Raw genomic sequence first — 17,740 nt, 5'->3', positions numbered from 1 at the left:
CCGGCTTGGAAGCAACAACAAGGGAGGAATTGTAGTGCTGAAATACGGATTGAAACTGGCGGCGGCCGCGACTGTGTTCGCGGGCATCGCATTCGCCTCGCAGGCAATGGCGCAGGATGGGCAGAAAACCTTCTACCTGCTGTCGCATGGCGGTCCGTCGGATGCGTTCTGGCTCGACTGGAATGCCGGCGCCACCAAGGCCTGCGACCAGCTCAAGGTGACCTGCAAGATCTCCTTCAGCGGCGGCGACATGGCGGCGCAGAAGGAGGCCTTCAATTCCGCGCTTGCGGCCAAGCCCGACGGAATCGCCACCACCTCGGCGCAGCCCGGCCTGTGGACCGAGGAAGTGAAGGCCGCCAAGGCGGCCGGGATTCCGATCGTGTTCTTCAACACAGACGATCCGGCGACCGGACGGCAGGCCTATGTCGGCGCCGATCTCAAGGAGGCGGGCGTCATCTGGGCCAAGTATCTTGTCGACCATAAGATGGTGAAGCAGGGGGACAAGGTGTTCCTGCCGGTGGAAGTGCCTGGCGCCAGCTACCAGCAGCTGGAGACCGAAGGCATCGCCAGCGTCTTCGATCCGTTGGGGATCAAATATGATGTGGTCGACTGCGGCACCGACCCGGCCGGCATCATTGCCAAGATGACCGACTATATGGTGGCCAACAATCCGCCGGCGATCATCGCGCTCGGCGATTCCGTCGCGGCCAGCGTCAAGCGGGTGTTTGACGGCGCCGGTGTGCCGGCCGGCAAGATCCCGGTCGTCGGCTGGGGCAATTCGAAGGAAACCGCGGAGGCCGTCAAATCCGGCTTCGTCAACGCGGCCGCCTGGCAGTTCCCGTCTGCGCAGGGCTTCATGCCGGTGGCGCTGCTCGGGCTCGCCGCGTCGGGCGAACCGATTGGCTACGACATCCACACGTTCAGCCTTTATGACGCCTCGAGCGTCGAACCGATCCTGAAACTCTACGACACGAAGTGAAAAACCGGTGCCCGCGGCGCAGGCCGCGGGTGCCTCTTGAAAGCATGGTTCAAGCAGTCATGATGATCACCGCAGAAGACGAAATGCCTGTCGGGAAACGCAGATCGAGCCTTATGCGCTCGCCGCAATTCTCCTCGCTCGTCATCCTCGTTGTCCTGCTCGCGGTGTTCGCCGTCGCCGATGCCAATTTCCTGTCGCCGCTCAACATCTCCAACATGATGGCGTTCCTGCCCGAGCTCGGCATCATCGCGCTCGGCATGACACTGCTGTTGACGGCAGGCGAGTTCGACCTGTCGGTCGGCGCCGTGTTCGGGTTGGCGCCGGTCGTCGTCATGCTCCTGGTGCAGAATGGCGGCGTCGATATCGGTGTCGCCCTTCTGGCCGGGCTTCTGCTGTGCATCGCCATCGGCGCCATCAACGGGCTGATCGTCACCAAGATCGGCATTTCGTCCTTTCTGGTCACGCTGTCGATGCTGCTCGTGGTGCGCGGGGCGGCACTCTATATCACACAGGGTTTTCCGTTGAAGTCCTGGGACCAGCCGGGCTTTTTCGTGACGCTCCTGGCCGGCAGCTTCAATATCGGTTCGTTCCGGTTCTACACCTCGCTGTGGTGGTTCATCGGTCTCTCGTTGCTGGCGATCTACGTGCTGCGCTATGCCAAGCTCGGCAACTGGATCAGCGCCATCGGCTCCAATCGTAACGCGGCGGTGGCGCGCGGCGTGCCGGCGGACGCCGTCAAGGTGTGGCTGTTCATCCTGACTTCGGTCCTGGCAGGACTGGCCGGCATGATCAGCGCCTTCCGCATCTCGGCCGCTTCACCAGTGGCCGGCACCGGCTACGAGCTCGAAGTGATCGCCATGGTGGTGGTCGGCGGGACGGCGCTGACCGGCGGGCGCGGCACGATCCTCGGCACCATCGTCGGCGCGCTGATGCTGCGTGCCATCCGCAACGGCATCGTGCTGATCGGCGTGCCGGGCCTCGCCTACAACATCTTCGTCGGCTTGATCATCCTCGCCATGCTCATCCTGCACGCTTTGCTGCAGAAGAACGCCGCAAGGGGCTGATGATGGAAGTTCTCCGCCTGCAGAATCTGCAAAAATCCTTCGGCAGCGTTCGGGCGCTGAAGAATGCGTCCTTTGCCCTCAAGGAGGGCGAGGTGGTGGCCTTGCTTGGAGACAATGGCGCCGGCAAATCGACGCTGATCAAGGCGATCTCGGGTGTGTTTCCGATCGACCGTGGCGACATCTATGTGCGCGGCGAAAAGGTTTCGATCCGCTCGACACGCGATGCGATGGACCTCGGCATCGAGACCATCCACCAGGATACATCTCTGGCGCCGGATCTCAGCATCGCGCGTAATCTTTTCCTTGGCCGCGAGCCGGTCAAGCTGAAGTGGCTGGGCGTGTTCGCGCCGCTCGATTTCGCCAAATTACGCGACGCGGCGTCGGCGCTGTTGAAGCGCGTCGGCATCTCGAAAAAACTCGATGCCGATGCGCTGGTCTCGACGCTGTCGGGCGGCGAGCGGCAGTCGATTGCGATTTCTCGCGCCATGCAGTTCGCCGCCAAGGTCATCATCCTCGACGAACCGACCAACAATCTCGGCGTCGAAGAAACCCACGGCGTGCTGCGCTTCGTCAAGGAGGTGCGTGACGCTGGCCATTCGGTGCTCTTGATCACCCACAACATCCATCACGTGTTCCAGGTCGCCGACCGCATCATCGTCATGCGCCGCGGCGAGATCGTCGCGGAGCAGACGGTTGCCGATACCGATCTTCTGACCGTGGAAAGCATCATCACCGGGGCCGACATGTCAGCCCTGCTGAAAGAGACGAGAGCGAAGTGAAGAAGTTGGCCGTCACATGGTAGAACTCTACGGCAAGACGCTTTCGCGCCGGCAGGTATCGGAACGTTCGGGCATGCTGTCGCAATTTGCCGGCGTGCGGTTGATGACGCTTGGCGACGGGGTGGAACGCGGCATTCGCATGTTGGAGTTCCGCACCGGCTCGGGCCTGCGCTTCACGGCGCTGGTCGACCGGGCACTCGATATCGCCGATTGCGACTTCAAGGGCCAGGCGATCGGCTGGCACTCGCCGAGCGGTTTTCGCCATCCCGGCCTGCACGATTATGAGGGGGAAGGGGGGCTCGCCTGGGCACGCTCGTTTTCAGGCCTGCTCGTCACTTGCGGCCTCGACCATATATTGGGCCGGGAAGAAGTGCCGGCCGACAGCTACAACTACCCGGGCAAGAAGACCGTGATCCATTCGCTGCATGGCCGCATTGGCACCATTCCGGCGCGACTGACCGGCTATGGCGAGGCCTGGGATGGCGACCGCTGCGTGCTTTGGGCCGAAGGCATCGTGCAGCAATCGGCGGTCTTCGGCGAGGATTTGCATCTGATCCGGCGCATCGAGGCCGATGTTGGCGGCAACGAGATCCGGCTGTCGGACCGCGTCGTCAACCACGGCTTCAACCGCACGCCGCACATGTATTTCTATCACGTCAATGTCAGCCACCCCTTGCTCGACGAGGGTTCGCGCTATCTGGCGCCGATCCGCGACGTCGTCTGGGCTGGCCATGCCGGCGAGCGCTACGAGGCGCAGAAGGTCGGTTACCGCACGATGCCAGCGCCGCAATCGGATTTCAGCGAGCAGGTCTGGCAGCACGAGATGGCAGCTGACGCCAATGGCGAGGTGCCGGTGGCAGTGGTCAACGACCATCTTGGCCTCGGCTTCGAAGTGGTGACGCGCAAGGACCAGCTGCCTTGCGCCTATCAATGGCAGAATTTCCAGGCAGGGCAGTATGCGCTGGGCATCGAACCCTCGACGCATCATGTCTTGGGCAATCTCGCGGCGCGCGAGCGTGGCGAGATGATCTGGCTGGAGCATGGCGAAAGCCGTTCTTACGACGCGGTGTTCCGGGTGCTCGACGGCGCCGGCGCGATCGCCATGGCTGAAGCGAGGATCGCTTCGATCGCCAGGCAGCCGCAACAGGATTATCCTGTGCCGTCGGGCAATTTTCCGGCATTGGCGGGCAGGGCATGATGCGAAACGAATGCTCCGGCTGGCGGGCCGGAAATCGGAGGTCGATGTGATGGAGAAAAAGCGCGATTACAGCCTGGTCGGCGAAAGCACTCGGCTTGCGATCGAGACCGGGTTGGCCTCGGCCGAGTGGTATCACACCGATGTGCCGCGCAAGGCGATGAAAGAGCTGATGCAACGCTCGGACGGGCCGGCGATCCGCGACACGATCATCTGGATCGTTGCCATATTGGGTTCCGCCGCCGGGATCGTCTGGTTCTGGGGAACGTGGTGGGTGGTACCGTTCCTGCTCGTCTACGGCGTGCTCTACGGCTCGTCCAGCGACTCGCGCTGGCACGAGTGCGGCCACGGCACAGCCTTCCGCACGCGCTGGATGAACGATGCCGTCTACCAGATCGCCAGTTTCATGCTGATGCGCAATCCGGTGACCTGGCGCTGGAGCCATGCACGCCACCACACCGACACGATCATCGTCGGCCGCGACGCCGAGATCGCGGTGATGCGTCCGCCGGACTTGCTGCGCGCCGCACTCGCCTTCACCGGCATTCTCGATTTCCGCTATTCGCTGCCGACGCTGGTACGCAATGCGTTCGGCAGCATCTCGCCCGATGAGAAAAGCTTTATTCCCGAGATGGAGCTTCACAAGGTGGTCACAGCCGCGCGCTGGCATGTCGCCATCTATGTCGCGACCATCGTGCTGGCGCTTTATCTGTGGTCGTTCCTGCCGCTGGTGCTGATTGGCCTGCCGCGCCTCTACGGCAGCTGGCACATGGTGCTGACCGGCCTGCTGCAGCATATCGGGCTGGCCGACAACGTCACCGACCACCGGCTGAACACGCGCACCGTCTACATGAACCCGATCAGCCGCTTCATCTATTGGAACATGAACTACCATGTTGAACATCACATGTTCCCGATGGTGCCCTATCACGCGCTGCCGAGGCTGCACGAATTGATCAAGCACGATCTGCCCGAGCCGAACCCTTCGATGTGGCATGCCTATCGCGAGGTCTGGCCGGTGCTGCTGAAGCAGCTTCAGTACGAGGACTATTTCCTCAAGCGTGAATTGCCGCCGACGGCCAGGCCGTACCGGGACGAGTTCCATGCGCTGACGGTGCCGGCGGCAGCGGAATAGAGTTGCAGGAGAAGCAGATGGCCGACTGGGTTGAAGCGTGTGGCGTCGACGATGTCGAGGAAGAGGATGTCATCCGCTTCGATCATGGCGGCCGTACCTTTGCCATCTATCGCAGTCCGGATGACGAGTACTTCGCAACCGACGGGTACTGCACGCATGAGAAGGCGCATCTGGCCGAGGGGCTGGTGATGGACGACATCATCGAATGCCCCAAGCACAATGGCCGCTTCAACTATAAGACGGGTGTGGCCCGAGGCGCACCGGTTTGCGTCAATCTCGCCACCTATCCAGTGAAGGTCGAGGCTGGCAAAGTGATGATCCGGATCGGCTGACCTGCCGTCGAATGCAACTGAGGGAACCCTTTTGATGAGCCGAAAAAGACCGACGGTGGCGGATTTGCGCGCCATGAAGGGCAAGCGCCAGCTGACCATGCTGCGTGTGCTGACGATGGACGAGGCCGAGGCAGCCGAGCGCGCAGGGGTCGACATCGTCTCGGTGCCGCCTGAACTGGTGCTCAACCCGCAATACCGTGACGCCGCACCCAGCCTGTTCACCATGCCGGGCGACAATTTCTACGAGATCGGCACATCGGACGATTTCGTGCGCTGGGCCTTCCGGCTCTACAAGGCCGGCGCCGACGCGGTCTATTGCAGCGCTGGCTACGCCACGATCAAGCGGATGGCCGATGACAATATCCCGGTCATCGGCCATGTCGGGCTGATCCCGTCACGGGCCACCTGGACCGGCGGCTTCAAGGCGGTCGGCAAGACCGCCGACACCGCCATGGACGTCTTCACGGCGGTGAAGCAGCTGGAAGCCGTCGGCGCCGTCGGCGCCGAGATCGAGGTCGTACCGGTCGAGGTGGCCAAGGCGATCTCGGAACGGACATCGCTGATCATGCTGTCGATGGGGGCGGGCACCGGCTGCGACGCGCAATATCTGTTTGCCGACGATATCCTCGGCCAGAACCGTGGCCACATGCCCCGCCACTCCAAGATCTATCGCAATTTTGCTGCCGAATTTGATCGCTTGCAGGCCGAGCGCATCGCCGCGTTCTCGGAATATGTTGCCGATGTCAACAGCCTGGCCTATCCCGAAGATAAGCATGTGGTGCATATGGACCCGGCTGAGCTCAGCCTGTTCATGAAAAGGGTCGACAGGGCGTGAAATCTCAAGGCAATGATGCGACGGACGAGGCCGCGCCGGTTCATATTCTCACACTTTCCTGCGAGGATCGGCCGGGGATCGTCGCCGCCGTCACGGCGGAGCTTGCCGCGAATGGCGCCAACATCGCCGAAAGCAGCCAGTTCTGGGACCGGCAGACCAATCGCTTTTTCATGCGGATCGCCTTCATCAGTCCGCCAGGCTCGACCAGGGACAGTCTGGAGCGGGCCCTGAAATCAAGCGTCGATCGCTTCGGCATGAAGACCGCGCTGGTCAATCAGGAACGCCGCCCGAAGATCATCGTCATGGTCTCCAGGTTCGACCACGCGCTTCTCCATCTGCTGTACCAGATCAGGGTCGGCTGGCTGAACGCGGAGGTTGCCGCCGTCGTCTCCAATCATGAGGATGCCCGCCGCTTCGCCGAGATGGAGGGCATTGCCTACCACCATTGGCCGACCACGAGGGAGAACAAGGCCGAACAGGAACAGAAGCTGCTGGACCTGGTGCAGCGGACAGGGGCCGAACTGGTCATCCTGGCGCGCTACATGCAGGTCTTCTCGAAAGGCCTGTCGGACCGGTTGTTCGGACGGGCGATCAACATCCACCATTCCTTCCTGCCGAGCTTCAAGGGCGCCAAGCCCTACCACCAGGCTTTCGATCGCGGCGTCAAGCTGATCGGTGCGACGGCGCATTACGTCACCTCCGACCTCGACGAGGGTCCGATCATCGATCAGGAGACCGAACGCGTCACCCATGCGATGAGCGCCGAGGATTTCGTTGCTGTCGGGCGCGACATCGAAAGCCGGGTGCTGGCGCGCGCCGTCAAGCTGCATCTCGAAGCCCGCGTCATGCTCAACGGCCACAAGACCGTCGTCTTCTGAGAAGCCGCGTCAGGCCGGCCAGCTTCCGCCGGCGAGTGCGGCGTAAAGTGCCTCTGCGTCGATGCCGAGCGGCCGGTCCTCTTTCAGCATGGGGACGAGCACGCGTATCGCCGCGTGAAGTGCGGCGGTGCGTGGCGCCAATGTAAAGCCGTCGCGCAAGTCGATGGCCTGTGCGGCGGCCATCAGTTCGAAGGCGATCAGCCGCCGCCATAGCACGATCATACCAGCGCATTTCGCAACCGCGAGAGGTGTCCGCGTGGCGTGGTCCTCAACGCCTTCCGACACGGCCAGGAAGTCGAGCATCACCGGATTGGCCTTGTGGCGGATGGCGGCCTGGATCGACGTCACCGTCTTCTGCAACGGCACGAAGCCGGCCGAGGCGCCGCCAATCGGCGACAGATATTTCGGCAGGCCATTGCGGCCCGAACCGGTGAGCTGGATGAAGCGCGCGGCACTGGCCGCGGCACATTGAGCGATCGCCAGGCCGAGCGTTTCAAAGGCGAGCGCCAGTGCGCGCTGGCCTTCGCCGACATCGATGCGGCGCAACGAAGCTCGGCGGCAACGCTGTCCTCGATGCTGCAGCAGGTGGCGATGCTGTTCGGCGTCGCGGTGGCGGCGGCGATCCTCAATTTGTCGCAGATCGTCAGGGATCGCCCCGCTCTCGACCTCGTCGATTTTCGAATCGCCTTCCTGGCGATCGGCGCCATCGGACTGGTGGCGGCGTTGCGTTTTCTCGTGCTGCCGCCAGGTGCGGGCGCGGAGGTTCCTTTCGCCTTGGTGCAGCGCTTTCGCGAGCGGCGGCAATGGCGTAACCAATTGCCAAAAGCGCAGAGTTTTCCGGGCATTGCGCCAGCTTCGGCAATCGATGCGTCCACTCGGTGAATATTGCTGCCGGCCTGGGTTCCGAGCGCGGATTCATTTGACGAACCGGCGTTGGGCCGATTAGCGTTCTTTCCCAGGGATGGCAGCGCTGCCATCGGGGCAAACGCAGACATGAACACGATCGGCTGGCCGAATTTCAGGAGCCTGAATCAGGAAGGCATTGTCTTTGCCATCGCCGTGGTGCTGTTCGTCGCAGCGGCCATAGGCCTGCCGGGTTTCATCGACCCCAACAATCTCGTCGCCATCGTCCGCTCCGTGTCGGTGCTGGGCATCCTTGCGCTCGGCATGGCCGTCGTCATCATCGGCCGCGGCATCGACCTCTCCGCCGTCGCGATCATGGCGATGTCTGTCGCCTGGTACCTGCAACTTCTGAACTCGGGGACGCCGGACGGGCTGGCCTTCGCCTATGTGCTGGCCGGTGTGCTGGCCATCGGCCTGCTCAATGGCTTTCTCGTCGCCTATGCCGACGTGCCGGCGATCTTCGTGACGCTGGCAACGGGCTCCTTTGTCTTCGGCTATGTGCGCTCGCAGCTGATCACGCAGGATGCCGTGCCGGTGCCGCAGGGTCATTGGGTGGAGCTGCTCGGCGGCCTGCGCTTCCTCGACATTCCCGTTGAGGTGTTCGTGTTCGCAGGGCTGGCCTTCCTGTTCTTCCTGTTCCTGCGCTACACCAAATGGGGCCGCTACATCTATTTCGCCGGCGACAATCCGGTTGCCGCCCGCAACATCGGCATTCCGGTGCGGCCGATGCTGGTGGTGCGCTATGTGCTTTCCGCCCTCGTCGCACTGATCGCCGGCCTGCTGACGGCGGCCAGCCTGCATTCGATCAACACGCGCGTCGTCAATTCGACGCTGCTCTATGACATCGTGCTGGTCGCGGTGATCGGCGGCATCGGCCTGTCCGGTGGGCGGGGCGGGGTGCGCAACGTGCTGGTCGGGGCAGCTTTGATCGGAATCCTGCTGAACGCCATGACCATCATCGACATTCCGCTGCTCTACCAGAACCTGATCAAGGCAGCGATCCTGCTCGGTGCCATTATTGTCGACGGCATCATCAATCCACGTGACGAGCAGACCGCCCAGCAAGGCGACATTTAGGGGTACCCGGTCCGATCCATCCCGATCGGCCGGCAATGAAAATCGAAACGAGAGGATCTGACATGAAATTCATCAGGACATTGATGGCCGCTGCCACGGCGCTTGCCGTCACCGCCTTCGTGGCGCCCACCTTCGCCGCCGACGATCCGGGCCCGGCGGCTTACGCGCAGGCGCTCAAAGGCAAGCGCGTGATGCTGGTGCCGCTGGCGATGGGCTTCGACCTGGCGCAGGGCTGGGCGCATTATCTGAAGACCGAAGTCGAGGCTTGGGGCGGCGTGTTCGAGACGCGCGACCCGAACTGGGTGGTCGATGCCGGCGCACAGGCGATCACCGACGCAATCTCCTCAGACACCAGGCCGGACGTGCTGATCATCCATGCGCCGGACCTCAACTCCTATTCCAAGCTGATGAAGAAGGCGCAGGCCGCCGGCACCTATGTCATCCTGGTCGACAATCCCGCCAACTTCCCGGCCGACGCCTTTATCGGCAGTGACTGGGACCGGCTTGGCCAGCTCGAGGCCGAAGCGGCGATCAAGGGCTGCGGCCCGAACTCGTCGAAGAAGATCGGCCTTGTGCAGGGTGACCAGGCGAACTCATCCAGCCTTTATCAGTATGCCGGCATCATGAAGGTGCTGGACAAGAATCCCGACTTCAAGGTGGTGGCCAAGCCCGATTCCAACTGGGATGCGACGACCTCGCGCAACGTGACGACGACGATGCTGCAGCAGAACCCTGATATCTGCTCGATCATCGATTTCTGGGATGGTGACGCCACCGGCGCGTCCGCCGCGATCCGCGATGCCAAGCTCGACGGCAAGGTGTTCCTGGTCACCACCGGCGGCGGCGAGAAGGCGGCCGACTGCGACAAGCTGCAGGACGGCACCTATGGCGCCGTGGTGATGACCGATCTTGCCCGCCAGTCGGGCGACATGAACGCCATCATCAAATTCCTGCTGCAGAGCGGCCAGCCGGCCGGCACCTCGCACACCTACATCTACACGCTGGAGAAGGCGACGACCAAGGCCGACCTGAAGCCCGATAGCTGCTGGGACCTGAAGGCGCTGCAGGCACAAGCGGCGGCGGCAAAGTAAGCCGCACTTTTTCGACTGAGATACAAGCGAGGTGGCCGGAAGGATCCGGTCACCTCGTTCCCTCATGGAATAGCAGCAGCCGATGTCCTTTCGCGAACGCCTCCAGTCCTGGCGCTACAATCTCGTGCCCGACCATGTCGTCGGCGAAATCCTGACCAAACGCTGGACCGACAACGCCATTCCGTTCCTGGCGCTGGTGGTGACATTGGCGACCTTCGGCTCGGTCATTCCGGGCTTCTTCAAGCTGACGGCGCTGCAGGAATCGACCCGCCAGCTCGGCGAGTTCTCCATGGTGGTCACCGGCATGACGGTGGTGATGCTGGGCGGCGGCATCGACCTGTCGGTCGGCTCGATCTTCGCGCTGTCCTGCTTCTCCGCCGTCTATGTCTTCTTCATCCTCGAACAATCGATCTGGCTGGCGCTGGCCGCTTCGCTCGCCACCGGCCTCATCTTCGGTGCCATCAACGGCTACCTCGTCGGCTATCTCAGGCTGCGCGCCTTTCTGACCACGCTGGTCACCTTCATATTCGGGCGGGCGCTGTTCGACATCCTGGTCACCACCTATGCCGCCGATGTGCAGCTTTCGACCGCGACATCGGATGTGCTGGACTTCATCGGCGACAGCACTTTCTGGGGGCTGTCGGTCTCGGTGTGGCTGGCGATCATCCTGGCCATCATCACCCATATCGCGTTGACCCGCTCGCGGCCGGGCTGGCACGTGCTGGCGGTCGGCGGCTCCAGGCGCTCGGCGCACAATGCCGGCATCCGCGTGCGCCGCACCGTGTTCATGACCTATGTTTTTTCCGGCTTCTGCGCCTCGATCGGCGGCTTCCTCATTGCTTGCCGGCTGAGCGGGGCAGGGCCGGGAACCGGCCTCAACCTCGAGATCATGGCGCTGACGGCGGCGGTGGTCGGCGGCGTCAGTCTCGGCGGCGGCCGCGGCTCGGTGATCAAGGGGCTGATGGGCGCCATCATTGTGCTGACCATGACCAACGGGCTTATCCGCTTGGGCTACGGAACTGGCACCAATCAGATGGTGCTCGGCATCATGCTGGCGGTGGCGGTGACCATCGACATCCGCTGGCTGAAGAACCGGCACAAGGTGCTGAACGAGGTCTATGTCGCGCCGGTCTATCTGAAGATGGGCGAAACACAGTCGGCCGCGCCCGGCTCGGGCACATCATACGAGCTCGACAACCGGCTGTCGGCCGCCGACCATATCGGGCTTGGCGAGCTGGAGGGGCCGGAAGACGTCATCCTCGACCGCGACGACAACCTCTATTGCGGCACGCGTCATGGCGAGATCGTCCGCTTCTTCGCGCCGGACTACGTCAAATCGGAAGTGTTTGCCCATATTGGCGGCTTTCCGCTCGGCCTCGCTTTCGACAGATCGGGCAATCTGATCAGCTGCGTCGGCGCCATGGGGCTCTACTCAGTCTCGCCGGATCGGGAGGTCAAACGCCTGTCGGCCGAAACGTCGCGTTCGTGGACGTCGATCGTCGACGATGCGCGGCTGCGTGACCCCAACGACTGCGACATCGCACCGGACGGCCGCATCTATTTCACCGACTCGACCAAGCGCTACGATGCGCATGACTGGGCGCTGGACTCGATCGAGAACCGCGCCACCGGCCGGTTGCTGGTCTACGACCCGAAGGACGGTTCGACCAAGACATTGCTCGACGGCTACCGCTACACCAATGGTGTGTGCATGGCGCATGACGGTAAGTCGCTGTTCTTCGCCGAAAGCTGGGCCTGCCGCGTGCATCGCTACTGGCTGGAAGGGCCGAAAGCCGGCACCGCCGAATGCGTCATCCGCGACATGCCGGGCTATCCCGACAACATCAACCGCGCCTCCGACGGCAATTACTGGATGGCGTGGCTCGGCATGCGCACGCCGAGCTTTGATCTCTCGCTGCGCCATCCCGACATGCGCAAGCGAATGACGCGGCGGCTGCCGCAGGACGAATGGCTGTTCCCCAACATCAACACCGGCGGCGTGGTGAAATTCACGGAAAAGGGCGGCATCGTCGAGGCGATGGGCGATCTCACCGGCGGCGCGCACCCGATGGTCACCTCGATGCGAGAGCACAAGGGATATCTGTTCGTCGGCGGCATCCTCAACAACCGCATCGGCCGCTACAAGATCGCAGGCGCCGACCCGAACTGGACCAGCCCCGCTTCCTATTGGGGAGCAAAGCCATGATCCTCGACCCTGTGCTCGACCTGTTTCGCGGCAAGGCGGTGACCATCCCGCCGCTCGACGGCGCTTTTCGCCCCAACACGCGGCTGGATGATGCGCCTGCGTTTGCCGAGCTGACCGAGCCCGACAATCTGTTGGTTTCCGGTGACAGGCTGCTGGCCTCCAGCGGCAACGTCATCCACTCGGTTGCTGCCGGCGCGACCCCAACCGTGGTCGAGACCTTTCCGTCGCCCCTCACCGCGCTGGCGATGTCGCCATCCGGCGAACTGGCGCTCGGGTTGGAGAGCGACAAGCTGCTGATTGCCGGCAAGGAGGTTTCGCTGCCGGCCGAGATCCGCTGCATCACCGCACTTGCCTATGCCGACGACGGCACGCTGTGGCTGGCCAACGGTTCGGCCGAGCACGCGCCTTCGCAATGGGCCGCCGATCTGATGAAGAAGGGCGCTTCCGGTTCGCTCTGGAAGCGAGACGCAGCAGGCGGTGATTTCCGCAAGGTGGCCGGCGACATCGCCTTTCCCTATGGGCTGCATCCTGTCGGCAAGGATGTGCTGGTCAGCGAAAGCTGGCGTCACCAGCTGGTGCGTTTCGATGGCGCGACGGGCAACCGCTCGACGGTTCTGGCGCATCTGCCTGGCTATCCCGCGCGGCTGTCGCCGTCCGCCGATGGCGGCGCGTGGCTGACCTTGTTTGCGCCGCGCAACCGGCTGATCGAATTCGTGCTGCAGGAAACGCATTACCGGCAGGACATGCTGAGCCAGGTGCCGCCCGCCTACTGGATCGCGCCGGCGCTGGCGTCCAGCCGCAGCTTCCTCGAGCCGCTGCAATGCGGCGGCATCCGCACCATGGGCATCCACAAGCCGTGGTCGCCGAGCCGCTCCTATGGGCTGGTGGTCAGGCTCGACCAGAAGCTGCAGCCGCAATTCAGCCTGCACAGCCGCGCCAATGGCACGCGCCATGGTATTTGCAGTGTCGCCGAGAAGGATGGCCTTCTGTTTATCGCCTCCCGGGGCGGGGACTGCATCCTTTCCGTCGACGCGGGAGGTTTTTGATGGAACCGATCGTTCGGCTGGAAAACGTCACCAAGAACTATCGCGGCGTGCCCGCGGTCAAGAACGTCACGTTCGAGCTGCGCAAAGGCGAAATCCACGCGCTGCTCGGCGAGAACGGCGCGGGCAAATCGACGCTGACCAAGATCATTGCCGGCGTGGTCGACGCTACCTCGGGCAAGATGTTCCACAAGGGGCAAGAGATCGCCTACGCCTCGCCGCACGCAGCGCTTGAAGCCGGCATCGCCATGGTGTTCCAGGAGACCAGCCTGGTGCCGTCGATGACGGTGGCGCAGAACCTCTATCTCGGTACTGAAAAATTCCTCAACCGGCTGCGCGGCACGTACATTTCAGCGCAGCAGTTCCTGCAATCGCTGAACTTTCCCGTCGACCCGAACGCGATGGTGGCGACGCTGGGCGCGGCCAAGCGGCAGATGGTCGAGATCGCGCGCGCCGTCCACCACAATGCCGAGATCATCATCTTCGACGAGCCGACGGCGACGCTGACGCCGGAAGAAAAGCGGCACTTCTTCGCGCTGATCCGCCGGCTGAAGGCGAGCGGCGTCTCCATCGTCTTCATCAGCCATGCGCTGGAAGAGGCGCTCGATATTGCCGACCGCATCACCATCCTGCGCGACGGCGAGCTGGTCGTCACCGACGACACATCTGCTTTCGACCGAGACAGGATCGTTTCCGCCATGGTCGGGCGCACATTGTCGGGACAGATCTACCGCCAGCGCGACGAGGCAAAGCTGCGCAAGGCCGGCAAGAAAGTGCTGTCGGTGCAGGACATTTCGATGAGCAATGTCGTGCGCAACACGTCCTTCTCGATCTTCGAGGGCCAGATCACCGGTGTGTTCGGGCTGATCGGCTCCGGCCGCACCGAAACCTTCAAGATCGTCTCCGGCATCTATAAGCGCGACTTTTTGCGCGGCGGCGCCATCGAGCTCGACGACAGGCCGGTGCGCTATCTCGTGCCGAGCGAAGCGGTGGCCGACGGCATCGTCTATGTCACCGAGGACCGCAAGAGCGAGGGTATCTTCGAGACGATGGGCATTGCCGAAAACCTGTTCGGCGGACTGCTGGCGGCGGGCCGCGAAAAGGCCTGGGTGATCAATGCGCAGGAAATGCGCGCCCTGTCAGCCGAATGGACGAAGACGCTGAACATCAAGGCAATCAACGACAATGCGCGCGTGGTCGAACTGTCCGGCGGCAACCAGCAGAAGGTGGTGATCGGCAAGGGGCTGGTGCAGCAGCCGCGCATCGTCATCTTCGACGAGCCGACACGTGGCGTCGATGTCGGCGCGATTGCCGAGATCCACCAGATCATCAACCGGCTGGCCGATGAGGGCCTCGCGGTGGTCGTCATCTCCTCCTACCTGCCGGAGATCATGAACCTGTCCGACCGGATTCTTGTCTGTAGGCAAGGGCGTATTGTCGAGGAGTTTTCGCCGGCGGAGGCCACGGAGGAGAAGATCATGTATGCGGCCGTGCATTAGGGTGTGTCGATATTCAGGTGAGGTCGGCCTGCAAACGCCGGTTCCTGCGCTTCCGGTGCTCACGTACGAAAAGTACGCTCCGCTCCGGTTCTCGGAATCCACCGTTTTCGACTCGGCCTGACCTAAATCTCGACACACCCGGCGGTTCCGTCTGCAACGCAAAAAGGCGAATATGCAAATTAAGTGAATGGATTAGCGGCGGCTGTTCAGCATCCGATTCAATTGTCCGCCGTCGAGAACGAAAGGAAATGCCATGGCCACCACCAGACTCCTCAGCGACGCCGAGGTCGAAAAGATCCCCGCCGTGAAAGCCGTGTTCGACGATATCCGCGCAACGCGCAAATCCGATTTCGTCAACAATTTCTGGCGTGGGCTGGCCAATGATCCCCCGGCGCTGAAGCGCGTCTGGGAACAGCTCAAGGTGGTGATGGTTGCGGAGAGCGCCATCGATCCGTTGACCAAGGAGATGATCTACATCGCGGTGTCGACAGCCAATGGCTGCGCCTACTGCGTCCATTCGCACACGGCGGCAGCACGCGCCAAGGGCATGACCGATGCGCAGCATGGCGAGCTGGTGTCGATCATTGGATTGGCTGGGCAGACCAATCATATGGTGACGGCGCTGCAGATCCCGGTCGATCCGCAGTTCGAGGTGAAGTGAGGGGAAGCTTGCCCTACACCGGCCGGTAAACCTTCTCCGCCGTGTTCCAGAAGATTTCCGCCTCCACCGCCGCACCATGCTTGGCCACCGCGTCGCGGTGCGCCTTGATCAGCTCGGCGTGGCTGGTCCACAGCTTCTCGATCGGGAAGTTCGAGCCGAACATCAGATGATCGGCGCCCAATATCTCGATCGCGTTGTCGACAATGTAGGCGATCAGCGCCGGGTCGTTGCGGTGGATGAAGGTGCCGAGGCCGGACAGCTTGGCGTAGAAATTGGGCGCAGCCGAGAGCGTGCGCAGGCCGGCCTTCCAAGCCTCGGTGGTTTCCGGTTCCATGCCGGTCAGCATGCCGGCGTGGGTGAGGATGAAGTTCGTCTCCGGGTTTTCACCGACCAGCGTCAGGCCGTCCTTCATCTGGGCAGGGAAGAGCTGCAGATCGAAGGACAGGCCGTAATCCTTGAGCCTCGCCACGTTGGCGCGCACCTTCGGGTCGATCACCTGGTCGGCCGAGGCGGCGAAGCGGAAGGCCGGCGTCTCGTGCCAGTGCAGCTGCATGCGCACGCCCCGCAGCAGCGGATATTTCTTCAGGCGATCGATCTGCGGCCTGATGTCGTCGACCGTCATGTCGGTGTAGCCGACGATGGCATGCGGCCAGCCAGTCTCGTCAGCGGTCTTCTGCAGGAAGGCGACTTCCTTCTCGAAATCCTCCTTGGCCCAGTTGGTCTGGACATAGACGGCTTTTTCCACACCGGCGCCTTGCTGGTCAGCCAGAAACTCCTCGATCGGGTAATCGCGCCGGATCGGCTCGTAGGGGCCGAAGATGCGTGGCACCATCGGGCCGACCAGCCAGGGCTGATCCTTCTGGCGCCAGATGTGGAAATGCGCGTCGATTGCTTTCTGCATCATGAAACCCTCTTCCAGATTGCCGCCGCCGACGGGGCAGGGCGGGCGAGCGACAGGATGAAATCGGTGAGGCCGGCGAGCGATGAGCCGTCGACCAGATCGTCGAGCGCGGGCAGGATGGCGCGCAGTGCCGCCGTTGCCGGCCGGAAGCGCGGGTCGCCGGCTAGCGGTGTGGCCAGCGACAGCCGGAAAGCGCGGGCGCTCAGCCGGCGCATTGCCGTTTCCAGCTCGCCATGGTCGCCGCGCTCCAGCGCGTCGGACAGGATGACGATTGCGGCGCCGCGCGCGAAGGCGGAGAAGCGCGGCACCGAGAGGAAAGCGAGCAGCGTCGGTCCCATGCGGGTGCCGCCATCCCAATCGTCGACCTGGGCAGCGGCGCGCGCCAGCGCCTGGCTGCGGTCGCGGATGCGCAATGCCGTGGTGATGCGGGTCAGCCGCGTGCCGAAGGTGAAGATTTCGGCCCGGTCGGCGCCTTGCACGGCGGCATGCGCCAGCTTGAGATAGTCCGCCGTGTGCAGTTTCATCGAGCCGGAGACGTCGATCAGCAGCAGCAGCTTTCGCGGGACGGTCTGGCGGCGGCGCAGCAGCGGCGAGGGCACGTCACCATCGGCGCTGACGATTTCCCTGAGCGATCGGCGCAAATCGAGCTTGCCGCGGGAGTGGGTGCGTATCGTGCGGAAGGAACGGCGGGCGGGCAGGGCGGAAGCGAGTTTGCGACGAAAGGCGGTCAGCCTGTCATCGTCGCGCTGGAAATCGCGCGTGCTCAACTGCTCCAGGGCCGAGGACAGTTCGCCGCCCTCTTGCCGCTGTTCGGCTTCGATCCGTTCGTCGTCGGCGCCGCCATCATCCTTGATGCGGGTTTCCTCGTCCGCATCCCCTTCGACCACTGCGGATGCATTGCCATAGAAATGGCTCTGGAAATGCGCCTCGAATTCGTCGCGGCGGTCGGGCGGCGGCGCCAGCGTCGCGAGCGCCGCCTCGCGGATGTCGGCCATCGAGCGCGGGCCGAGCAACGTCACCGCCTGCATGAAGCCGGAGACTTGCTCGGGAGCGATGGCGAAGCCGTAGCGGCGCAGCAGCCGGCCGAAGCCGAGCAAGGGCGCTGCGGCGTGGGGCAAGCCTGTTTCCCGCATCATTGCGAGGCGCCCCCCTCTGTCCTGCC

The 17,740-nt window shown here is 63.3% G+C and carries 16 protein-coding genes and 2 pseudogenes; 15 read left to right on the top strand and 3 right to left on the bottom strand.

Going from position 1 to position 17,740, the window contains the following annotated elements:
* Positions 1-34 precede the first annotated feature (34 nt).
* The 8 genes from LB558_RS22245 to purU all read left to right on the top strand — a co-directional run bounded on the left by LB558_RS22245 (position 35) and on the right by purU (position 7,197).
* Positions 35-979 (top strand): substrate-binding domain-containing protein, encoded by a 945-nt coding sequence (locus LB558_RS22245; protein ID WP_224699507.1) that lies wholly within the window; start codon positions 35-37, stop codon positions 977-979.
* A gap of 62 nt (positions 980-1,041) precedes the next feature.
* On the top strand, positions 1,042-2,043 hold the full coding sequence (locus LB558_RS22240) for an ABC transporter permease (RefSeq protein WP_224699506.1): 1,002 nt from the start codon (positions 1,042-1,044) through the stop codon (positions 2,041-2,043).
* A complete protein-coding gene (locus LB558_RS22235) occupies positions 2,040-2,822 on the top strand; it encodes an ATP-binding cassette domain-containing protein (protein WP_318011665.1) in 783 nt (260 codons plus the stop codon). The genes LB558_RS22240 and LB558_RS22235 overlap by 4 nt, the downstream gene beginning before the upstream one ends.
* Positions 2,823-2,838: 16 nt before the next feature.
* Entirely contained in the window at positions 2,839-4,020 is a 1,182-nt protein-coding gene (locus LB558_RS22230) for an aldose 1-epimerase family protein (RefSeq protein ID WP_224699504.1), read from the top strand.
* Between the two features lie 49 nt (positions 4,021-4,069).
* Complete coding sequence (locus LB558_RS22225; RefSeq protein WP_224699709.1) at positions 4,070-5,152, top strand: fatty acid desaturase family protein; 1,083 nt, start codon at positions 4,070-4,072, stop codon at positions 5,150-5,152.
* 17 nt (positions 5,153-5,169) lie between these two features.
* Positions 5,170-5,484 (top strand): MocE family 2Fe-2S type ferredoxin, encoded by a 315-nt coding sequence (locus LB558_RS22220; protein ID WP_224699503.1) that lies wholly within the window; start codon positions 5,170-5,172, stop codon positions 5,482-5,484.
* Positions 5,485-5,518: 34 nt separating this feature from the next.
* Complete coding sequence (locus LB558_RS22215) at positions 5,519-6,319, top strand: 3-methyl-2-oxobutanoate hydroxymethyltransferase (RefSeq protein ID WP_224699502.1); 801 nt, start codon at positions 5,519-5,521, stop codon at positions 6,317-6,319.
* Positions 6,316-7,197 carry a formyltetrahydrofolate deformylase gene (gene purU, locus LB558_RS22210; RefSeq protein WP_224699501.1) on the top strand — a complete coding sequence of 294 codons (882 nt, stop codon included), beginning with the start codon at positions 6,316-6,318 and terminating at the stop codon, positions 7,195-7,197. Before LB558_RS22215 ends, purU begins: the two co-directional genes overlap by 4 nt.
* A gap of 9 nt (positions 7,198-7,206) precedes the next feature.
* On the opposite strand, the pseudogene LB558_RS22205 reads toward purU, so the two are convergent.
* Positions 7,207-7,710: pseudogene (locus LB558_RS22205) on the bottom strand (aromatic amino acid lyase); the annotation flags it as partial.
* Between the two features lie 3 nt (positions 7,711-7,713).
* On the opposite strand from LB558_RS22205, the pseudogene LB558_RS22200 reads away from it, so the two are divergent.
* The 7 genes and pseudogenes from LB558_RS22200 to LB558_RS22170 all read left to right on the top strand — a co-directional run.
* Positions 7,714-7,962: pseudogene (locus LB558_RS22200) on the top strand (MFS transporter); the annotation flags it as partial.
* A 228-nt stretch (positions 7,963-8,190) separates the two neighbouring features.
* Entirely contained in the window at positions 8,191-9,177 is a 987-nt protein-coding gene (locus LB558_RS22195; protein WP_224699500.1) for an ABC transporter permease, read from the top strand.
* Positions 9,178-9,239: 62 nt separating this feature from the next.
* On the top strand, positions 9,240-10,268 hold the full coding sequence (locus LB558_RS22190) for a sugar ABC transporter substrate-binding protein (protein ID WP_224699499.1): 1,029 nt from the start codon (positions 9,240-9,242) through the stop codon (positions 10,266-10,268).
* An 82-nt stretch (positions 10,269-10,350) separates the two neighbouring features.
* Entirely contained in the window at positions 10,351-12,474 is a 2,124-nt protein-coding gene (locus LB558_RS22185; protein ID WP_224699498.1) for an ABC transporter permease, read from the top strand.
* Positions 12,471-13,520, top strand: a complete 1,050-nt coding sequence (locus LB558_RS22180; protein ID WP_224699497.1) for a hypothetical protein — start codon at positions 12,471-12,473, stop codon at positions 13,518-13,520. The genes LB558_RS22185 and LB558_RS22180 overlap by 4 nt, the downstream gene beginning before the upstream one ends.
* A complete protein-coding gene (locus LB558_RS22175; protein ID WP_224699496.1) occupies positions 13,520-15,016 on the top strand; it encodes a sugar ABC transporter ATP-binding protein in 1,497 nt (498 codons plus the stop codon). Before LB558_RS22180 ends, LB558_RS22175 begins: the two co-directional genes overlap by 1 nt.
* A gap of 253 nt (positions 15,017-15,269) precedes the next feature.
* Positions 15,270-15,677 carry a carboxymuconolactone decarboxylase family protein gene (locus LB558_RS22170; RefSeq protein WP_224699495.1) on the top strand — a complete coding sequence of 136 codons (408 nt, stop codon included), beginning with the start codon at positions 15,270-15,272 and terminating at the stop codon, positions 15,675-15,677.
* A gap of 13 nt (positions 15,678-15,690) precedes the next feature.
* Here the strand turns inward: LB558_RS22170 and LB558_RS22165 are convergent, their stop codons facing one another.
* Together LB558_RS22165 and LB558_RS22160 are read right to left on the bottom strand one after the other, a co-directional pair.
* On the bottom strand, positions 15,691-16,578 hold the full coding sequence (locus LB558_RS22165; protein WP_224699708.1) for an amidohydrolase family protein: 888 nt from the start codon (positions 16,576-16,578) through the stop codon (positions 15,691-15,693).
* The gene (locus tag LB558_RS22160; RefSeq protein ID WP_318011664.1) at positions 16,578-17,714 is read right to left on the bottom strand and encodes a VWA domain-containing protein; all 1,137 of its coding nucleotides are present in this window, start codon (positions 17,712-17,714) and stop codon (positions 16,578-16,580) included. Before LB558_RS22160 ends, LB558_RS22165 begins: the two co-directional genes overlap by 1 nt.
* Positions 17,715-17,740: the final 26 nt, after the last annotated feature.

The organism is Mesorhizobium sp. CO1-1-8 (assembly GCF_020164875.1).
Classification (GTDB): domain Bacteria; phylum Pseudomonadota; class Alphaproteobacteria; order Rhizobiales; family Rhizobiaceae; genus Mesorhizobium.
The sequence above is the reverse complement of the archived record's forward strand: the minus strand, read 5'-3'. Positions and strand labels throughout refer to the sequence as shown.